Annotated in this window: 19 protein-coding genes; 9 read left to right on the top strand and 10 right to left on the bottom strand. The window is 65.3% G+C overall.

Annotated elements, in window-relative coordinates:
• Positions 1-17: 17 nt before the first annotated feature.
• On the top strand, positions 18-374 hold the full coding sequence (locus AC3EGR_RS06355; RefSeq protein ID WP_488545604.1) for a phage holin family protein: 357 nt from the start codon (positions 18-20) through the stop codon (positions 372-374).
• Here AC3EGR_RS06355 and AC3EGR_RS06350 read toward each other — a convergent pair.
• On the bottom strand, positions 342-1844 hold the full coding sequence (locus AC3EGR_RS06350; RefSeq protein WP_488545603.1) for a M48 family metalloprotease: 1503 nt from the start codon (positions 1842-1844) through the stop codon (positions 342-344). The two genes, AC3EGR_RS06355 and AC3EGR_RS06350, sit on opposite strands and share 33 nt — an antisense overlap.
• Complete coding sequence (tfpZ, locus tag AC3EGR_RS06345; protein WP_488545602.1) at positions 1841-2638, bottom strand: TfpX/TfpZ family type IV pilin accessory protein; 798 nt, start codon at positions 2636-2638, stop codon at positions 1841-1843. The genes AC3EGR_RS06350 and tfpZ overlap by 4 nt, the downstream gene beginning before the upstream one ends.
• Here tfpZ and moaC point away from each other — a divergent pair.
• Both moaC and AC3EGR_RS06335 read left to right on the top strand, forming a co-directional pair.
• Entirely contained in the window at positions 2637-3125 is a 489-nt protein-coding gene (moaC, locus tag AC3EGR_RS06340; protein ID WP_488545601.1) for a cyclic pyranopterin monophosphate synthase MoaC, read from the top strand. The genes tfpZ and moaC overlap by 2 nt on opposite strands.
• Before the next feature lie 238 nt (positions 3126-3363).
• Entirely contained in the window at positions 3364-4182 is an 819-nt protein-coding gene (locus tag AC3EGR_RS06335) for an FkbM family methyltransferase (RefSeq protein WP_488545600.1), read from the top strand.
• Between the two features lie 295 nt (positions 4183-4477).
• Here the strand turns inward: AC3EGR_RS06335 and AC3EGR_RS06330 are convergent, their stop codons facing one another.
• Entirely contained in the window at positions 4478-6085 is a 1608-nt protein-coding gene (locus AC3EGR_RS06330) for a PglL family O-oligosaccharyltransferase (RefSeq protein ID WP_488545599.1), read from the bottom strand.
• A gap of 16 nt (positions 6086-6101) precedes the next feature.
• Positions 6102-7304 carry a glycosyltransferase gene (locus AC3EGR_RS06325; protein ID WP_488545598.1) on the bottom strand — a complete coding sequence of 401 codons (1203 nt, stop codon included), beginning with the start codon at positions 7302-7304 and terminating at the stop codon, positions 6102-6104.
• A gap of 117 nt (positions 7305-7421) precedes the next feature.
• Here AC3EGR_RS06325 and AC3EGR_RS06320 point away from each other — a divergent pair, with 117 nt between their 5' ends.
• From AC3EGR_RS06320 to AC3EGR_RS06295, 6 genes are all read left to right on the top strand, one after another.
• On the top strand, positions 7422-8282 hold the full coding sequence (locus AC3EGR_RS06320; protein WP_488545597.1) for an FkbM family methyltransferase: 861 nt from the start codon (positions 7422-7424) through the stop codon (positions 8280-8282).
• 325 nt (positions 8283-8607) lie between these two features.
• Entirely contained in the window at positions 8608-9594 is a 987-nt protein-coding gene (locus tag AC3EGR_RS06315) for a glycosyltransferase family 4 protein (protein WP_488545596.1), read from the top strand.
• A 10-nt stretch (positions 9595-9604) separates the two neighbouring features.
• Positions 9605-10888: a lipopolysaccharide biosynthesis protein gene (locus tag AC3EGR_RS06310; protein ID WP_488545595.1), complete on the top strand. Its 1284-nt coding sequence runs from the start codon at positions 9605-9607 to the stop codon at positions 10886-10888.
• Positions 10885-12006 (top strand): glycosyltransferase, encoded by a 1122-nt coding sequence (locus AC3EGR_RS06305; RefSeq protein ID WP_488545594.1) that lies wholly within the window; start codon positions 10885-10887, stop codon positions 12004-12006. Before AC3EGR_RS06310 ends, AC3EGR_RS06305 begins: the two co-directional genes overlap by 4 nt.
• Positions 12003-12875, top strand: a complete 873-nt coding sequence (locus tag AC3EGR_RS06300; RefSeq protein WP_488545593.1) for a glycosyltransferase family 2 protein — start codon at positions 12003-12005, stop codon at positions 12873-12875. The genes AC3EGR_RS06305 and AC3EGR_RS06300 overlap by 4 nt, the downstream gene beginning before the upstream one ends.
• A 259-nt stretch (positions 12876-13134) precedes the next feature.
• Entirely contained in the window at positions 13135-13725 is a 591-nt protein-coding gene (locus AC3EGR_RS06295) for a class I SAM-dependent methyltransferase (protein WP_488545592.1), read from the top strand.
• 176 nt (positions 13726-13901) lie between these two features.
• On the opposite strand, the gene AC3EGR_RS06290 is transcribed toward AC3EGR_RS06295, so the two are convergent.
• The 6 genes from AC3EGR_RS06290 to AC3EGR_RS06265 form a co-directional block, all read right to left on the bottom strand.
• Positions 13902-15083 (bottom strand): hypothetical protein, encoded by a 1182-nt coding sequence (locus AC3EGR_RS06290; RefSeq protein ID WP_488545591.1) that lies wholly within the window; start codon positions 15081-15083, stop codon positions 13902-13904.
• Positions 15080-15862 (bottom strand): hypothetical protein, encoded by a 783-nt coding sequence (locus tag AC3EGR_RS06285; protein WP_488545590.1) that lies wholly within the window; start codon positions 15860-15862, stop codon positions 15080-15082. The genes AC3EGR_RS06290 and AC3EGR_RS06285 overlap by 4 nt, the downstream gene beginning before the upstream one ends.
• Before the next feature lie 22 nt (positions 15863-15884).
• A complete protein-coding gene (locus tag AC3EGR_RS06280; RefSeq protein WP_488545589.1) occupies positions 15885-17027 on the bottom strand; it encodes a glycosyltransferase family 2 protein in 1143 nt (380 codons plus the stop codon).
• 114 nt (positions 17028-17141) lie between these two features.
• Positions 17142-17612, bottom strand: a complete 471-nt coding sequence (locus tag AC3EGR_RS06275; protein ID WP_488545588.1) for a pilin — start codon at positions 17610-17612, stop codon at positions 17142-17144.
• 192 nt (positions 17613-17804) lie between these two features.
• Positions 17805-18275, bottom strand: a complete 471-nt coding sequence (locus AC3EGR_RS06270; RefSeq protein ID WP_488545587.1) for a pilin — start codon at positions 18273-18275, stop codon at positions 17805-17807.
• A gap of 132 nt (positions 18276-18407) precedes the next feature.
• Complete coding sequence (locus AC3EGR_RS06265) at positions 18408-18560, bottom strand: hypothetical protein (RefSeq protein WP_488545586.1); 153 nt, start codon at positions 18558-18560, stop codon at positions 18408-18410.
• Between the last annotated feature and the right edge of the window lie 129 nt (positions 18561-18689).

Here is an 18689-nt window from a genome sequence, read left to right as displayed (position 1 = left end):
TGCTATGCTCCGCGCCCATGATCAAGCTGATCACGAAGTGGCTGCTCAGCGCCTCGGCGCTGCTCCTGGTCGCCTACCTCTACAGCGGCGTGGAGCTGCGCTCCTTCACGGCGGCGATGCTGGCGGCCCTGGTCATCGGCCTGCTCAATGCGGTGGTGCGCCCGGTGCTGGTGGTCCTCACCTTGCCCGTGACCGTGCTGACCCTGGGCCTCTTCCTGTTCGTCATCAACGCGGTGGTCTTCTGGTCCGCGTCCGCCGTGCTGGATGGCTTCGCCGTGCGCAACTTCGTCGCTGCCCTGGTGGGCTCGGTGCTCTACACCGTCTTCGGCATGGTGATCGACTCAGCGCTCGAGCGCCTGTTCGCGAAGAAGTGATTCGACCTGGCGCGCCCGGGTGTCGATGATCGACGCCTCGATGTAGTCGCTGCGCTCCGTTGCCTTGCGCGCCATGTCCTGCGCTGCCCGGAAACGGTCCATCGCCGCACGGTAATCCAGCTGCGCCACCCTCCCCTCGGCATCCGCCCGCACGCCCCGCAAGGCCTGCCCTTGCGCGTTGTACGCGCCGGCGAGCAGTTGCCAGGCGGTGGCGTCGCGCGGCTGCGTCGCCACCCAGGACTGCAGGCGTTGCGCGGCGTCGCGCGCGCGGCCCGTGTGCGCCCAGGCCTGGGTCGTGAGCAGCACCTCCGGCCGGCGCTCGCTCGCGGTGTCGACGAGCTGCAGCACGCGTGGCCAGTCCTGCTGCGCCTGCGCGACCTCGGCGGCGAGCAGGCGCGCGAGGCGCTGGCCCGCGGCGTCGCCCGCGACCACCGTGTCCAGCCGGGCCATGAGCTGGCGGGCCGCGGCTGCATCGCGCAGGCGCGCCGCCGACAGGGCGGCCGCGTAGAGCACCGCTGCCTGCCTGGGGCGCGGCTGGGAGGCCAGCGCGCCGGACTCGGCCTCGCCCACCATGGCACGCAGGGAATCGACGGCGGCGTTGGAGATCACCCGGGCCCGTGCGGCGACCAGCGCGTGCTCCAGCGAGGGCTGCACCGGCGGCCGACCGGCGAGCTGCTGGCGCGCCTGCATGTCCGCCGCCCGCTCGGTCGTCATGGGGTGGGTGCGCAGGTACGGAAAGGCGCCGCTGTCGTTCAGGCGTGCGGCCTGCTGCAGCTTCTCGAACATGGTCACGAAGCCTTGCGGCTCGAAGCCCGCGGCCGTCATGACGCCCAAGCCGATGCGGTCCGCTTCCCGCTCCATGTCGCGCGAGAAATTCAGCTGCTGCTGGGCGCTGAGCCCCTGGCTGCCGGCGACGATGGCGCCCGCCATCTGCGCGTTCTTGCTGGCGGCCATCGCCCCCAGGATCATCGCCGCCACCATCAGCGGGGCCTGCTGGTTCTGCTGCGTCACCATGCGCGAGATGTGGCGCTGCGTGACGTGGCTGAGTTCGTGCGCCAGGACGGAGGCGAGTTCGTCCCGGTTCGCGGTGACCGCAACCAGCCCCGAATGCAGCCCCAGCCAGCCGCCCGGCAGCGCGAAGGCGTTGACGGTGCGGTCCTTGCCCAGCAGCACCTGCCAGGCAAAGCGCTCGTCCAGCTCGGGGGTGAGCTCGCCGCGCCCGCGTGCCGCATCGAGCAAGGGCTGCCAGAGGCCCTGCACGTATTCCACGAGGATGGGGTCGTCGATGTAATCCGGGTCGCGGTACAGCTCGCGCGCGATGCGCTCGCCCAGCTTGCGCTCGGCGCCCGTGCCCAGGTCCCCCGTGTCCCCCAGCTGCGGCAGCTGGGCGCGCACCGGCAGCACGGCCAGGAGCAAGGCCAGGGCAGCAGCGGTGGGAGCGCGCCAGCGCGCGGGGGACAAGGGTTTCAAAACGAATCCAGCGGGAGGAACCCGATCATCTCTGCACTCTGCGCGTCCAGCAGCACCGTCCAGGCCTGGGCCTGGCGGGCGACGACCGGCAGGAAAGCCACGCCGGCCGACGCACGGCCGGCCTTGCGCACCGCCTCGTCGATCTCCGCGGCACGCTGCGGGAAGCGCTGCTTCAGCTGCGACAGCGGCCGCGCTGCTTCCAGCACCTGTGCGCGTCCGACTTCGTAGCGCCGCCAAAGTTCCGGCCGGGCCGCCAGCGGCAGCCCCTGGAGCGCCGCCAGGGTGTACTCGCTGTCCTCGGCGCGGTTGCGGAAGGGCCGCAGCGCCAGGGGTGTGGGCGCCCCGAGCGGGGCCAGGGCGATGCCGGGCGGCACCCGCGACTCCAGCTCCGACGGGATGTCGGCCTGGTGCACGACCCGGAAGCGGTCGTATTCGAAGACGATGTGCACCGGCCGGGCGATGTGCACCGTCCACAGGCCGTAGGCCAGGCCGGCAAGCTGCAGGGCGACGATCAGGGCCAGGTCCCGGCGCAGCTCGCTGCGCGGCTTGGCCGGCTGGAACACCACGAACGTGAGCAGCGGACCCAGCACGATGTCGACCGCCACGACCAGCCGGAACAGCTCGCGGCCGCCGGAGATCTCGTTGTAGGGCCACGGGTACCAGGCCGCGAACACGAGCAGGGCGGTGATGGCCGCCACGAGCACGCTCAGCCCCAGGTGGATGCCGGCGCCCCGCAGGCGGAAGCCCCAGGCGAAAGCCCTATGATGATCGATGGAAACCGATGGTTGCTGCATGAGCGAATTGACCCATTTCGACGCACAAGGACAGGCCCACATGGTCGACATCGCGGCCAAGCCCGCGACGCACCGGGTGGCGGTCGCCCGGGGCCATATCGAGATGCTAGCGGCTACGCTCGCGCTGATCCAGAGCGGGTCTGCAAAGAAGGGGGATGTCCTGGGCGTGGCCCGGATCGCCGGCATCCAGGGCGCCAAGCGCACCAGCGAGCTGATTCCCCTGTGCCACCCCATCCCCCTGACGCGGGTGGCCATCGACTTCGAAGTGCAGGCCGCGCAAGGCGAGACGCCGGCGGCGGTGCGCTGCACGGCCACCGCGGAAACCGTGGGGCCGACCGGTGTCGAGATGGAGGCGCTCACCGCCGTGAACGTCGCCCTGCTCACGGTCTACGACATGTGCAAGGCCGTCGATCGCGGGATGGTGATCCGCGACGTGAAGCTGCTCGAAAAGCACGGGGGGAAGTCGGGCAGCTACGTGGCCCGTTAGGGACGATTGGTCATGAGGTAGTCTGGGATCGCTGGATCCGGCACTTCACAGGACTAAGCGGCAGGGCCTCAAAGAGGCTTAATAGTCGTCTTGTCCATCGCTTGTCCAAGTGAGGCGCGATGGCGTTAATCAAGAAGCGCGGAACCCGAACAGCTGCCCGGATCAAGCGGCGCGCCTGGGGCGCTGTCGTTCGGGGAACTCTTGTCCTCGCGGTAGACTAGCGAATGGAGGGACGTCCATGATGCATAACCGGCTCAATCGCATGTTGCCCGAGCCCATTAGAGCGATCGCGCGCGGTGTTCGATTCTCGGTAAAGAACATCGGATTTCGCGAGAGCATCATTCAGAAGCAAGTCGGGGATCTTGCGTTTCCGTTCCTGCTGGGTGACCGCTGCGGGGAGGAGTGGTACGCCAAGCCTGTTCAGCTTTCACCTGAGCTCCTCTTTATTCAGTCCATGACGAACCCAGGCGACCTGATTCTGGAATGTGGCACGCACCATGCGCTATTTACAATCCTGCTCGCTCACTGGGTCGGAGAGCAAGGACGCATCGTTGGCTTCGAAGCCGCCCCTTCGTCTGCCCGCATCGCCGCGCGGAACGTCGCGCTTAACCACTTCGAGGGCCGTGTGGAAATACACGCCAAGGCGGTTGGCGCCACCCGTAGCAAGATCCGTGTGACTGACGAATCGAATGCCGTGGCGATCCGAAGCGAGTCATCGGCTGGAACGGAAGTGGAATGCGTTCCGCTCGACGACTACGCTCACCTACAGCCCACCTTTCTGAAGCTGGATGTAGAGGGATTCGAGTTGGACGTCCTGGAGGGGGCCAAGCAAGTGCTGCAGCGCAAGCCTAAGTTGGCTATCGAGGTGCATGTGGAACTGCTGCAACGGTTTGGCCGGAGCGCAGACGAGATTTTCAACTATTTCCCTTCGGCGGACTATGACCTTTGGCTGCAGGCCGGCGCCGACGCCACTCCGCTGCCGTATGCCGGCGAGCGTCTGTCCGGACTGAAAATGGACCAAGTTCACCTGTACGCCATTCCGAAGCGCGGACGCTGAGACACCGGTCATTCCGAATTGCGGCCATTTGGCCGTAGGCGCTCTGTGCAACGATGCGGATGTATGCGTTGCCGCTGAAAGAACCAAGGACTTCGGTGTCCCAGCTGGGCAGGATTTGCGATGCAGTCGACCGAGGCATGTCCGTCTCCGAAGTAAAGCGGCTGGAGACGCACGGCGGCAAGTGGGCAGCTACGTGGCTTCTCCGACAGAAACGACTGATCTAAGCGGCTGTCAGGCGCAGTCATCCCGCCCGTCCTCAGGGCTTCGGCCGCCAGTTGGGCAGCTACGTGGCTCCTTAGGGGGAGGTGATGCGTTGCGCTTGGCGCCACGCTTCGTAGTCGTTCGGGAAGGCGGCGCGGTAGCGCGCCAGCATCAGCACCGCCTCGTCCTGCCGGCCCGTGAGCGTGGCCGTCTCGATCGCGCGTTCGATCACGCGCGGCTCGGGGGAGTAGTGCAGAACGTCCAGTGACAGCGCGTGCAGCCGGGTGGCGTTCTCGCGTGCCGGCGACTCGAGGGTGAGGTCGGCGAAGCGGGCCGGGCCGCCGAACAGCCAGGACCGGCGCACCACTTCCAGCGTGTCGTCGGCCCAGCGCGAGATGCGCCGCTCCGGCGGCAGGTAGATCTGGCTCACCCGGGTGTAGTCCCAGGCGGCATAGCCGATGGCGGCCAGCAGGAACGCAGAAAAGATGAACGCGGGCGCCCGGGGGTGCGCGGCCTCCGGTTCCTGCGGTACGCCGGCCAGCAGCCAGCCCAGTGCCGCGCCGAAGGCGATCTGGAACGGCCCGTACCAGAGCGGATATTCGAGCAGGCTGTGCAGCAGGATGAGCGCCAGCAGGGCCCAGGCGAGCTGGCGCAGCGGCGCGTCCTCCGACCAGGGGCGCCGTCGCCAAGCCCACACGGCGGCGACTGCGCTCAGGGCCACTGCGGCGGGCACGCCCAGTTCGACGGCGATGTGCAGCGGCAGGTTGTGGGCGTTGTCCAGGATGTCGCAAAAACGCGGGCCGTCGTATAGCGTGGTGAAGTGCGCGAAATCGAGCTCGCCCCAGCCCCAGCCGGCGAGCGGCTTCTGCGCGATGAGGTGCAGCACGTTGGACCAGAGAACGACCCGGCTGCTGCATGGATTGCCGCCACCCAGGCGCCCCCACAGCGTGCGCGCCGGCATCGCGCCGGTGGCGGCATCGAGCGCGACGGGCAGCAGCACGGTGGCCGTGAAATAGGCGCCAGCCGCAACCGCGCACAGCTGCAGGCGCTCGCGGCGCGGCCCGGGCCAGAGCGCGGCAAGGACGGTGAGCACCAGCCCTTGCACGAGCCCGGTCCGCGAGACGGAGGCGGCGCTGCCGGCGGCCAGCAGCACCAGCAGGGCGATGGCCACACCGCGTTGCAGCCGCAAGGTCCCGAACAGCACGATCGCCCCGCCGATCCAGCACAGCGTGGCGTACTGGTTCGGCTGGCGCAGGTTGGCGTAGGCCTCGCCGGCCTCCGCCGTGTTGATCCAGGGCGCGAGCAGCGGGGACAGCCCGAAGTACTGCAGCAGGCCGACGACGGCGCTCGCCGCGGCGGCGAAGAGGAAGCCGGCTTGCAGGCCGCGCGCGATGTCGGGATCCGAGGAAGAACCCGCGGCGAGGAGGATGAGGATCAGTCCCGCTGCCAGCATGACGACTTCGGGCCGCAGGGGCGAGTGGGCGAGGGCCGCCCAGACGACGAGTGCGAGAGCAAGCCAAGCCAGGCCGCGGGGGAGTGTGGCGCGGCGAGGGCCTGCGGCCGCGAGGATCCAGAGCGCGATGCCGCACAGCGCGCTCACGAGCCAGGGCGTGACGGAGGGGGAAGGGCCGCGGGAGAAGGGGTTGAGGCAGGGCAGCGCGGCCAGCGTCAGGGCCAGGCCGAAGCGCCAGTCAGGCTTCACCGCGTTCACCTGGAGATCACGCCGGAAAGTCGCGCGCCGGTGCCTGCAGGCCGGCGTTCAGGCCAAGGGCGGTCTCCACCGTCGACGGATCGCGGCACCAGGCGGCCCAGGCGTCGTCCACGAGGGCACGAAAGCGCTGCTGGAACACGGCCTCGTCGAAGGTTTCGGCCCACCGGCGGCAGTCCTGCGGATCGATGGCGACGCCGTCGAAGGCTTCCACCGCGGCTTGCAGGCTGGCCGGCGTCTGCTCGTCGAACAGCAGGCCGGTGGGCCGCGCTTCGCTGCGCACGTCGCGCACCGTCTCGCGCGAGCCGCCGACGCCGTAGGCGATCACGGGCGTGCCGCAGGCCTGCGCCTCCACGGGCGAGATGCCGAAGTCCTCGTGCGCGGCGAACAGGAAGGCGCGCGCGCTGCCCAACTGCTCCTGCACGACCGCATCGCTCTGGAAGCCCAGGAGCTCCACGTTCGGCGGACACATCGCACGCAGCTTCGGCATCTCCGGGCCATCCCCCACGACGACCAGCTTGCGGTTCGGCATGGCGCGGAACGCGTCCAGCAGCAGGTCGATGCGCTTGTAGGAGACCAGCCGCGACACGCTCACGTAGTGGTCGCCCTTGGCCGGCTGGTACCGGAAGCGCGCCACCGACACCGGCGGATACAACACCTGGGCGACGCGGCGATACGTGCGCCAGATGCGGCGCTGCACGTGGCGCGAGTTCGCCAGGTACAGGTCGACGTTGTTGGCGGTCTGCCGGTCCCATTGCCGCAGCCGATGGAACATGTAGCGCGCCAGCATGCCCTTCGCACCGCGGGCCAGGCCGTAGTCCGCCAGGTATTCGTGGTGCAGGTCCCACGCGTAGCGCATGGGTGAATGGACGTAGCTGACATGAAGTTGTTCGGCGGTGGTCAGCACGCCTTTGGCGAACGCGTGGGAGCTGGAGACGATCACGTCGGCGCCGCGCAGGTCGTGGGTTTCGACGGCGAGCGGCGTGAGGGGGAGGTAGTTCCAGAACTTCGTGCGCGCGCCGGGGGCCTTCTGCAGGAAGGTGGTGCGGATCGGGATGCCGCCGAACTTCGCGCGGTTGGTGTCGGAGAGGAAGTCGATGGTTGCGTGGAGCGCGGCGCCAGGGACGGCCTGCAGCATGGCGCGCGTGACGTCCTCGGAGCCGCCCCAGTCGGTGAGCCATTCGTGGACGTAAGCTAGCCTCGGCGCTCGCATTCAATCCTTCCGTCGTCGTTGTCGTTTTTTTGTCGGCACTTGGATTATGAAATAAACAACGCTCTTGGCGCGGTGCAGACAAGGCGTGGCGCTGTGCGTGCTACCCTGCGGGACAGAATGAGGAATCATCTGCGCAGAGCACTCAAGGCGTCGAAGCTCGCGCTCTCACTGACAGCAGAGCGGGCGTTGTCGCGGCTGCAGACCGCGTTCCTGGGGCGGTATGCGAAGGCCGTGCTCGTTGAATGCCAACAGGGCCGGTTCCTGGCTCGCCCGGAAGACTGCACGGTAGGTGGCCGGCTGGCGCGCACCGGAAGCTACGGTACGGACGAACTCCAGCGCATCTTGTCCCTCACCAATTCGCAAAGCCGGGTGCTCGTCGTGGGCTCGCACATCGGCGCGCTGGTTGTGCCGGTGTCGCGCAAGGTGGCACACGTCACCGCGGTCGAGGCGAACCCGGACACCTTCGAGTTGTTGGACCTCAACATCAAGCTCAATGGCTGCGACAACGTACGGACGTTGCACTTGGCGGCGGGCGATCGGGACGGCGAGATCGAGTTTGTCCAGAATACGGTCAACTCGGGTGGCTCGAAACGGCTGCCGGTCGTGCGGCGGCGAATGTACTTCTACGACCGGCCGCAGATCACACGCGTGCGTTGTGCACGCCTGGACGACGTGCTTCCGGAAGACTACGACCTCATCCTGATGGATATTGAGGGCTCCGAATACTTCGCGTTGCGAGGCATGAGCCGTCTGATTTCGCGCTCACGCCACCTGGTGTCGGAGTTCCTGCCTCACCACTTCCGCCACGTTGCTGGGGTGACGGCCAAGGAGTTCACCGAACTCGTCGAACCGCATTTCGATCGCCTGTACGTGCCGACCTGGCGCCAGACCGTCCCCCGCCATCAATTCATGCCTTTGTTGACGGAGATGTTTGACGCGGACGCCGGGGACGACGGCATCGTGTTCTCCAAGTCCTGACGCCCTCGGACCGTGCAGGGCCGGACGGCGCGAAGGCCTCTGCGCAGCGCGTTGTGCGCCCATGGAGGGGATCGTCCTGAACGAGGACTGTCCCAAAAGTGCAGCGACTTGGTAATCCATCAGCCCTTGCGAACCCGGCGGAGCCGTGACCTCCCAGGGTCACCCGTGCCAAAAGATCCGCCCCGAGGACGCAATCAGGTACGGGCGTGCTGCGCGGCTGCAACAGGGTGCCCCATCCGGGGGCCGTTCGGGCGCGCCGCGCGCGCGTATATGGATGCTGGAAAACCTTCGACGCTAAACTGAGGCAGTAGCCTTCCCATGCCACGTGCAGACGCCCATCTACTTCGACACACGCTGGACCGGCCTCCACGGGATCGGCCGCTTCTCAGCGGAGATCCAGCGGCGTCTCCCAAATGTCGTGCCGCTGCGGATCGCGGGTGCCAAGCTCTCACCGATCGACCCCGTGGCCTCAACGTTGGCTCTCGCATGGCGTCGCCACGGGGTGTTCTTCACGCCCGGCTTCAATCCTCCCCTCGCCAGCGCCATCCCTTTCGCGTTCACGATCCACGACCTGATCCACCTGCACGTGCCGACGGAATCGAACGCACTTCGTCGCTTGTACTACGCGGCGGTCGTCAAGCCCGCAATGAGAAAGGCCGCCAGGATCCTCACCGTATCGGAGTTCTCCCGCGAAGCCATTCTGGAATGGTCTGGCATCCCCGGGGATAGCGTGGTCGTCGTCGGCAATGGTGTATCGGAGGAATTCACGCCCGGATCGGCACGGCGCTCAGATCGACGGTACCTCCTGCATGTCGGACGGCGGTCGAGTCACAAGAACATTGGCCGATTGTTGACGGCATTTGCCGCTGTCAACGCCCGTCATGAGGTCCGGATGGTTTTCACCGGCCATGCCGATGCGGCAACCGTGGCTTCTGCCCGAGCTCTCGGCGTTCAGGACCGGGTCGTGTTCGCAGGCGCGGTTTCGGACAGGACGCTCGCGGATCTGTACAGGGGCGCGGAAGCCCTGGTGTTCCCTTCCCTCCACGAAGGCTTCGGACTTCCGATCATCGAGGCCATGGCATGTGGCACCCCGGTGGTCACTTCCAACCTGAGCTCCACCGCTGAAATCGCAGGCGAAGGAAACGCGCTGCTGGTCAATCCGGTGGATGTCGAGGCGCTCCGAAACGCCATCGAGCGCGTACTGGAAGACAATTCCCTTAGGCAGGCGATGCGCAATTCCGGTCTGAACCGTGCGCGCGCATTCTCCTGGCCTACCGTTGCGCGACGGGTACAACAAGCGCTCAGCTTCTGATCTGCTGTCGATGTTGACTTCCGTCGTCAACCGCTCCTTCGCGTCGCTGATGCTCCGTCTGATCAACGTGGGTTTTGCGTTCGCAATCGCGGGATGCCTGGCGCGGGCGCTGCCGCCTTCAGAACTGGGCATCTACTTTCTGCTCATGTCCGCTGCCACGCCATTGTCGATGTTGGCCCAGCAAGGGTGTGCAACGCTCGGCTTGGCCGTCACTGCCGACGCGATGGCGCATGGCGAGCCGGAGCGCGCCGGGCAAGAGGCAAGCCGCTTCCTCGCAGTGGCCACACGCAGCGCCATAGGCACAGCCATGGCCGGCACGGCGACCGGCGCACTGGTCTGGCTACTTGGGGGGCCAGGTTTGACAACGATCGCCGTCATCGCCGCGAGTGTTGTCGCCAGCGGCCTCGCCATACAGGCGACTGTCTCCGATCTGCTGCGTGGCCTACATCGGCCCGTGCAGGCCACGCTGATCAGTGGCTTGCAGGTCAACGGTCTGCTGATCCTGACACTCGCGAGTCTTCTTCTCGCAGGAGCAATTTCGTTTGCGGCGGTGCTGCTGGTATTGGTGGGCTGCTATACCGCTTCGGCTTGGCTGGCGTTGGTGCAACTGCGAGCTCGGGGGATCGCGCCGGCAGCGCGACCGCGGCGAAGCAAGGAAGAGCGTCATCAATGCGCATTCGTCACCGTCAACAGCTTGGCCAGCTTCGGCTATGCCAATGCAGACCTGTGGATCGCCGGGATTCTGCTTTCCCTCCCAGACGCGGCATTGTATGGTGCTGCGACGCGTATCGCGGCCATCCTCTTCCTGCCTGTGGAGGTCATGGAAAGCACCACCGCACCTCTGCTCGCGCGGCTGCATGTAACTCCGGGATTCGTCGGCACGACCTTGATTCGTGCGACAGCCTTTCAGACTTTGGCGGTTGTTGCCGGACTCGCAGTACTCTGGATTGCCGGCGGCGATGTGCTTTCGCTTGCCTTTGGTCACGGATATGAAGCGGCCATCGCAGTGGTTCTGCCGCTGGGCGTCGGGATCGCACTGCGTGCGTCGCTGGGACCGAACGGCTACATGCTATTGCTCAACGGAGACGCGCGCACTCTCGTCCAGTGCAACGTGCTGGCCGCACTCTTATTTGTTCCTGTGGAGATTGCTGCCGCCTGGTGGGGCGGACTGCCCGCGCTGGCGCTGGCTGCTGGGTTCGCGACAGCTGGAACGAGCCTCGCCTTGGCAGTGGCCGTGCGAAGCCGGACCGGCTGGAACCTTACCCTGTTCTCCCGACTAGGGTCTGCTCGGTGAATCCCAAGCATCGTCCGCAGGCGCTGCTCGTCTTGCCTAGCCTCCGCGGCGGCGGGGCAGAAAGAATGGCGCTCCTGTTGGCACGGGGGCTCCGGGAACGCGGGTTCGGCGTACGCATTGCGCTGTTTCACCCGGAAAATGCCTACACCTCACTTGTTCCGCCTGATGTTTCGGTGGAAGCCTTCGTGACAGATGGGCGTCCAGTGGGCCTGTCCGCCGGAAAGTTGTTGGCATGGCTGGTCCGCGCAGCACGCGAGAGCGACATCGTGATCGGCGGCCTGGAGGGGTGGGCAACGACACTGTCGGCACTCGCCGCGCGATGGGCCCGCAGGCCTTCCGTGGCATGGGCCCATATCGACCTCCCGCGCTATGCGGCGCGGTGGAACGCCGTCGAACGGGGGGTACACAGGGCAGCGTACCGTCTGGTTGGGAATACGGTTTGCGTCTCGGAAGGCGTGCGGGATTCGTTCCTCCGGTTCAGCGGCAGGTCACGGAAGGCTACGCATGTCATCTACAACGCCCTCGACATGGTCGGGATCCCGGACCCGGTGACACGGCGGCCCGAGCAGCCACCCATCGTACTGGCGGCGGGACAACTGTGGTGCGCGCAGAAGGGCTTCGACCTGCTCGTACGCAGTCACGCTCGCCTGCTGCAGGCGGGACTGGAACACCGGCTGGTCATTGCCGGCGAAGGCCGAGACAGGCCGTTGCTGGAAGCATTGTGCAGGGAACTTGGCGTTTCCGGATCGGTGTCTCTGCCCGGATTCCTTGCCGACATCCAGGCCATGTACCAGCGTGCGAGCGTCTTCGTGGTGCCCAGCCGCTTCGAAGGCTTTTCCATGGTGTTGCTCGAGGCGATGGCACATGGCGTTCCGGTGATCGCGACCGATTGCCCGCACGGACCGCGCGAAGTACTGGACGACGGTCGCTACGGCATCCTTGTGCCGCCCGAGGACGAGCAATCCCTGACCCGCGAGATCGAGTCCGTACTTCGGGATCCGGAAAAAGGCAGGGTTGCCGCGGCGGCCGGGCGTGAGCGTGCACGTCACTTCGCTGTGGACGGGTTCGTCGACGAGTGGCTGCAGCTTTTGAAGGACTCTATCGCCCGCGATTCATGAGCGATCCTCTGTCACACCTTCCCACGTTCTCGCTCGTCGTCGGTACAAAGGGCCGAACGACGGAGCTTACTCGCCTACTCGATTCGCTTGTCACACAGACGCGCACGGACTTCGAGCTGATCATCGTTGATCAGAACCCAGACGAGCGCGTGACCGAAATCGTGTGCGCCCACGAAGCGCGTTTCACGATCAGACATGAACACGTTGCGTTCACCGGACTGTCGCGGGCGAGAAACCACGGTCTTGCTTTGGCCAAGGGCGAATTGGTTGCTTTTCCGGACGACGACTGCTGGTTTCCTCCCGAGACGCTGGATGTTGCCTTTAGGTTGTTCGACAATGCGGCCGAACTGGGCGGAATTTGCGGGCAGAGCACCACACCGTCCGGAACACCCAGCCACCTGAACTCCGGCCTTCGGCCCCAGATGTTGAACTCGATCAGCGTCTGGCGGCTGGCGATCTCCTACACCATCTTCCTGCGGCGACAAGTAGTCGAGGCGGTAGGCCGTTTCGACGAAACGCTTGGAGTAGGGGCAGGAACACCGTGGGGAAGCGGGGAGGAAACCGACTACCTGCTGCGCGCGTTGGCATTGGGTTTTCCTCTGCGCTACGAGCCTTCTCTTGTGGTATGGCACCCGCCACCTTCGAGCATGTATACCGATCAATCGTTCGCTCGCGGGCTCTCGTACGGAGCGGGGCTCGGACGGGTGCTCCGCAAGAATCGCGCTCCCCGCTGGTTCGCTGCCCTGATGATGCTTCGTGCTCTGGCCGGTGCTTGCCTGGGCACCGCGATGTTGCGTCCCGGCATGGTCCGCTTCCACCTTTGCGTGCTGCGGGGGCGGTGGCGCGGCTGGTGGGCGCGATCGACGTGAGTAATAAGGCCTGCTAGCCGTTTCCTCCTACTCCAGGCCAGCGGCGGTAGACCGGACCTAGACAGAGCCGCTATAGTCGAGTTAGCAACTGCGGAGGCTCGTCATCAAGACACTCGTCCAGACAACTCTTGCTTCACTGCGCCGGGACGGCCTGCATCCCACGCAGCGACGTGTCGTCCACTACCTGAAGAACCTGTATCTCACAAAGGTGACTCTGCGGACGCGTGCCCCCGAAACACGATTCAACGCAATCTACAAGGTGAACCACTGGGGTGGCGAGGAAAGCATCAGCGGCCATGGTTCCTCGTTGGCATACACGGTGAACTTGCGCGCTCACCTTCCGGGACTCTTTGAGCAATTTGGTATCCGATCCGTGCTCGATGCGCCCTGCGGCGATTTCCACTGGATGCGGCTTGTGACGAACCAACTGGAAATCGATTACACCGGCGCAGATATCGTCAAGCCAATCATCGAAGACAACCAGTCCAAGTATGCGAACGCCAGCACGCGCTTTGTGCACTTGGATATCACTCGTCATCCGCTGCCGCAGGCAGATCTGATGATGTGTCGCGACTGCCTTTTTCACCTGTCGTACGCCGACGTACGGGCGGCGCTTCGCAACTTTGTAAAGTCTGGAATTCCCTATCTTCTGACCACGACGCACACCAACCGCGGCACCTTCAGGAATGAAGACATCCTGACCGGTTCGTTCCGTCGCATCGACTTGTTTGCCGAGCCGTTCAATCTCCCGCGGGAGCCGCTGGCGCGAATCGCCGACTGGGTCGAGCCGCACCCGGAACGAGAAATGTGTCTGTGGACTTCCGAGCAAATTGCAGCCGCTCTACCCTGAGTGTCGCCACTGCGAAGCAAGGGGTACGTGCAGCGCAAGCGGAACCGTTCTGGTCGCCCCTCGTATTCGGTCAAACCCACGGCGTCCAAGCGCTACGCCCGAAACGGGCCAGGGTGGCGGCTGCTTCCACAAGTAGAGCGCCGTCCAGTCAGGGGTAAAGGCTGGAATACCCGGCTCTACTGCGCGCCCGTGCGCCAGGCGCGGTCGCTTCCGCGGATCGCGGAGCAATCAAGCGTCGCTTTGCCGGCGGCCACATTCTGGACGCTGCCGACGAACACAGGATTGAGCGAGCGCCAGAACTTGTACCAGACTTCGCCGTTGTCCATCACGTACACGCGCGCGTCGGAACTGTAGTGCTTGACCCAACCTTCGGGCAATCGCAGCATGCCGCCGTTTTCCATCGGGAAGAAGCGCGGGCACAGTTCTCCCAGCTTCCGAACGGAGGCGAGGGCTTGCTCGGGGGGATCGGGAAGGCGCGCGATGTCCTTGCCGCCCTCGGCGTAGGCGAGCGGGCAACTCCAAAACCCGACTGGCTGCAGGCGGCCCCCCCGCGCTGCTGCCTGCACGCCTTCCAGCCTGGCCTGCCCCGGCGACAGGATCAGGTCACACGCGCCCGAGACGCGCAGGTTGCGTGGGGAGATCAGGTGGTTGAATCCTGCGACGGCGGCGTCGTTGGGCCGTCCGTCATCCAGCATAGCGCCCGGCAGCGAGGGCACAATCAATCTCACCGGCCCTTCGACTGCAGCGCGGCGAATGAAAGCACGCGCCATTGCGTCGTCCCGCGGCGTGGCACCGCCACTGGAGAGGTTAATCCAGCGCGAATCCGGTGGGAACTGCGGTGCGATGAGGGAATAGGAAATAACGGAAATGGTCGCGTAAGTCGTGGGAGGTGCGCCGATCTTGGCTGGTTGGAGTTGTACGGCGAAATACGGCGCATCGGTCCAATCAACCCACTCCCAGGAATGCCAGGGTGATTGCTGCGTGAGGACGAACACCTGCGTCGCGGCAAGGCCCACCCCCAACAAGGCCTTCCATCGGCGAGCAATCGGCAACAGACAGAGCAACCCGATCGCGATCGGCCCTGTGCATATGAGCATGGGCAGGAAATAGCGGCCGTTACCCGTCGTCAGCAACCAAGCTACGCTCGAGGCGAGGAGTACCGCGACCATGGCGAGCGTGGGCGCGCGTCGCGGCCCGAGCCGGCGCCAGAGCACTGCTGCCACCAATGCCAGGAGCACCAACGCGCCCATGCGCACATCCGGTGCCGGCACTTCGATATATACGTTGGCATCGGGTGCCGCCATGTCGAAGAAGCGCGTGAACGCCTCCAGAACCGAGTCGGGCTGGAAACGGATCATTGCTGCCAGCCCAAGAGCCCGCGCAGGCCCTCGAAGGTTGAATCGTAAAGCGGATAAATCGGGTTGCCGAAGTGCGACCACATCTGCCACCCCCAATAGCCGTAGACGAGCAAGAACGCGGCCACGAGACAAACGCCGGCCAACGCGGTTCTACTGATCCGCAGAAAAAGGCTGCTCGCGGGCCACATCCAAAGGAGCGGCAGCACAATCACGAGGAATCCGTTGCTCAGCTTGAGCGCAACTGAGAGGCCTGCGAGAACCCCTGAAGCGAGGCTCCAGCGCATCGCATCGAGGCGCGCATCGGCGATCGGCCGCAGGGCCGCGGCATAGGCCCAGAGCAACGGAATGCCTGCGAGAAGGTCGTTCGAGGTGGTGTCGAACAGGGACAGCACAGCCCCTGTCAGGAACGCGAGCGTGACGGCCAGCGCGCGCATGAAGAATCCGAAGCCGTCCTCGTCCGGAATGCAGTCGCGCGCAACCCTCCAGACCGCGGGGATGGCTATGGAATGGAGAAGCGCCAGAACCACACCGGCCGTGACGCCGCTCGCTCCTATCGCCGCCAGCTTGTAGACAGGCCAATAGAGGTACGGAAACTGGTAAGCCTGGTACCCGGCCGGATTTAGGTCGCGGTGCAGGCGCGGCTGTTCCGCCGCCCAACCGAGATAGATGTGGTGGTTAAGCGCGTCCCAGCTGAGGCCGATATGCCCTAGCGACAGCGGAATGGCCATGAAGACCATCGCTCCCACGACATAGATCAGAAGAGCCTCGTTATGCAGCATCCATCGCTGCGCGGAACCGAACCTAGGCATTCTGCTTCCTGCGACCCGTGCGCCACGCCAGTTCGATGGCAGCGGCGAACAATGTCCCCGCCATGGCCTGCATGCCCAAAATCATCAGCGTCACCGCTGGAATCGCCGCCCGCATGCCTTCGGTGGGCGGAAGAGGGCCGAATCCCTCGGTCCCCCACTGCTGTACGAGGCCGACTGACCAGAGCAGGCCCAGAACGAGCAGGCCGCCGCCCAACAACAGGCCGGCTTCCAGGCTGAGAAACGGTTGCGCGCGGTGCAGCCAACGGGGCGCCGGAACGATGCCGGATTGCACCCCGAGCCATTTCGTCAGCACGGCCAGTTGCATGAGCTGCACACCAAGGATCATCGCGCCCGCCATATACAACATCGAGTGGACACGTAAGTCCTGTCCTCCGCCCCACGAGTGCTGCAGCGTCGCAAATCCGAGGAGACCGCCCGCCAGTAGTAGCGCGCCTGGATAGAGGAACAGCCACCGCGGGCAGAAGAGAAGAAGAAACTTGAGATGCCTCCAGCCGTCGCGCCATGTACGCAGGTGTGGAGGACGGTCGCGCCCGTCCGGCCGCAACCGCGTGGGGACTTCGGAAATCGGCAGGCCGGCAAGCGCCGCCTTCGCGACCATCTCGCTGGCGAATTCCATGCCGGTGCTCACCAAGCCGAGCGCAGCGACGGAATCCCGATGAAATCCGCGAATGCCACAGTGGAAGTCGCCGATGTTCGTGCGGAAGAACAGGCGCCCGACGAAACTCAGGACCGGATTGCCCAGATAGCGGTGCAAGGGTGGCATTGCACCCCGCTCGATCCCCCCGCGAAAGCGATTTCCCATGACGAGACGAGAACCTGAGCGCAGCCGCTCGACAAACGCTTCCAGGTTTGCGAAGTCGTAGCTGGAATCCGCATCTCCCATGATCACGAAGCGGCCGCTGGCCGCCTCGATCCCCCCCATCAATGCCGCGCCGTAACCACGCTCTGCCACGTCGACCACTCGCGCGCCCGCCGCACGGGCGAGTTGCTGTGAGCCATCTGTCGAACCGTTATCGGCGACGAGGACCTCTCCCAGGATGCCGGAGCGCCGCAGAAAGCTCAAAGCAGCATTCACGCACTGAACGACGGTCCTCGCCTCGTTCAGGCATGGCATTAGAATCGTAAGCTCCACTGCAGAGAGTGTAGGAGAACGCGCGGGCGACTGCCCCGCATTCTCTGCAGGACGGAAAAAGGGCCTTTCGGCCCCTTTTTCGGCATACATCGCCGATCAGCCGCCGCGGCAGGAACCCGGCAGGAACTTGGCCTGCACCGTCGTGCCCGTGCCGCCGCAGATCCACTTGAAGATGGTCTGGGAGGTGCCCGAGTAGGACATGGCGGTGCCGGAGCTGTTCGAGGGGATCAGCGTCACGTCGCCGTCGGCGCCCGTGCCGATGGCCTGCGACGTCACCGTCACCTTGCCGTTGGCGTCGGTCACGATGGTGGAGACGTACTTCGAGTTGGAGCCCGTGGTGCTCTCACAGCCCCAGTTGTTGGCGGACATCGTGGACTGCGAACCCGACTGGTACACCTCGGTGATGGTCGTGCGGCAGGCGGACGCCGCGAGGATCACCTCGGACATCTTGGCGCGCTTGGTGTAGTCCTGGTACGCGGGCAGGGCCACGGCGGCCAGGATACCGATGATCGCGACCACGATCATCAGTTCGATCAGGGTAAAGCCCTGTTGGAGTTGACGCTTCATTAAAAGCTCCGAGTTGGTTGAAAGCTTCAAGGGATGAGCAATCGGCGTGCCACGCCGTTTTGTGATCCTTTTGGCGGGCCGCGCTGTTTTCCGGCGCATCGCGCCGACGTAACGCGTCGCCCCTCCTGACAAATTTGCTCGCAGGACGCAAAAAGGGGCCTCGCGGCCCCTTTTTCCAGCAGTGACTGCCGATCAACCGCCGCGGCAGGAACCCGGCAGGAACTTGGCCTGCACCGTGGTGCCCGAGCCGCCGCAGATCCACTTGAAGATGGTCTGGGACGTGCCCGAGTAAGACATGGCGGTACCCGCGCTGTCCGAGGGGATCAGCGTCACGTCGCCGTCGGCGCCCGTGCCGATGGCTTGCGACGTCACCGTCACTTTGCCGTTGGCGTCGGTCACGATGGTGGAGACGTACTTCGAGTTGGAGCCCGTAGTGCTCTCACAGCCCCAGTTGTTGGCGGACATGGTGGACTGCGAACCCGACTGGTACACCTCGGTGATGGTCGTGCGGCAGGCGGACGCCGCGAGGATCACCTCGGACATCTTGGCGCGCTTGGTGTAGTCCTGGTACGCGGGCAGGGCCACGGCGGCCAGGATACCGATGATCGCGACCACGATCATCAGTTCGATCAGGGTAAAGCCCTGTTGGAGTTGACGCTTCATTAAAAGCTCCGGGTTGGTTGAAAGCGAGGAGGATGTGCAATCGGTGTGCCAGCCCGAGTTCGTGAACTTGTTGGCATCCGGCAGCGTCACTGCGCTGCTTTCAGCGACCTAAAGCGTCGCGCGCGTGACAAATCACGCCGTTAGCGCATGCACACCGACCGAACTTGCTTCAGGCCGGTCAGTCCCATCGGGCTGGTAGGCCACGCCGAAGAACTTCGCCAGCGAGGCGCCCATCTGCGCCGACTTGATGAAGCAGTCGTCCACCAGCACATGGTCGACCGGCACGCGTCCTCGCGCGTCCGGGCAAGCTGCGCCTGGAGTTCATCGCGCGTCAGCACGCCGTCGGCGAGCAGGTGACGGTCTGCAGCTGCCGGAAGAACAGCGCCTCGAAGGAGACGCGCGTTTGTCCGGAGG

Source organism: Ramlibacter sp. G4-7 (assembly GCF_057784995.1).
The sequence above is the reverse complement of the archived record's forward strand: the minus strand, read 5'-3'. Positions and strand labels throughout refer to the sequence as shown.

Excerpts from the sequence above, each read along its gene's own strand:
- AC3EGR_RS06355 (WP_488545604.1), top strand. The coding sequence starts at position 18 with ATGATCAAGCTGATCACGAAGTGGCTGCTCAGCGCCTCGGCGCTGCTC.
- moaC (WP_488545601.1), top strand. The coding sequence starts at position 2,637 with ATGAGCGAATTGACCCATTTCGACGCACAAGGACAGGCCCACATGGTC.
- tfpZ (WP_488545602.1), bottom strand. The coding sequence starts at position 2,638 with ATGCAGCAACCATCGGTTTCCATCGATCATCATAGGGCTTTCGCCTGG.
- AC3EGR_RS06335 (WP_488545600.1), top strand. The coding sequence starts at position 3,364 with ATGATGCATAACCGGCTCAATCGCATGTTGCCCGAGCCCATTAGAGCG.
- AC3EGR_RS06325 (WP_488545598.1), bottom strand. The coding sequence starts at position 7,304 with ATGCGAGCGCCGAGGCTAGCTTACGTCCACGAATGGCTCACCGACTGG.
- AC3EGR_RS06320 (WP_488545597.1), top strand. The coding sequence starts at position 7,422 with ATGAGGAATCATCTGCGCAGAGCACTCAAGGCGTCGAAGCTCGCGCTC.
- AC3EGR_RS06310 (WP_488545595.1), top strand. The coding sequence starts at position 9,605 with ATGTTGACTTCCGTCGTCAACCGCTCCTTCGCGTCGCTGATGCTCCGT.
- AC3EGR_RS06300 (WP_488545593.1), top strand. The coding sequence starts at position 12,003 with ATGAGCGATCCTCTGTCACACCTTCCCACGTTCTCGCTCGTCGTCGGT.
- AC3EGR_RS06290 (WP_488545591.1), bottom strand. The coding sequence starts at position 15,083 with ATGATCCGTTTCCAGCCCGACTCGGTTCTGGAGGCGTTCACGCGCTTC.
- AC3EGR_RS06285 (WP_488545590.1), bottom strand. The coding sequence starts at position 15,862 with ATGCTGCATAACGAGGCTCTTCTGATCTATGTCGTGGGAGCGATGGTC.
- AC3EGR_RS06280 (WP_488545589.1), bottom strand. The coding sequence starts at position 17,027 with ATGCCATGCCTGAACGAGGCGAGGACCGTCGTTCAGTGCGTGAATGCT.
- AC3EGR_RS06275 (WP_488545588.1), bottom strand. The coding sequence starts at position 17,612 with ATGAAGCGTCAACTCCAACAGGGCTTTACCCTGATCGAACTGATGATC.
- AC3EGR_RS06270 (WP_488545587.1), bottom strand. The coding sequence starts at position 18,275 with ATGAAGCGTCAACTCCAACAGGGCTTTACCCTGATCGAACTGATGATC.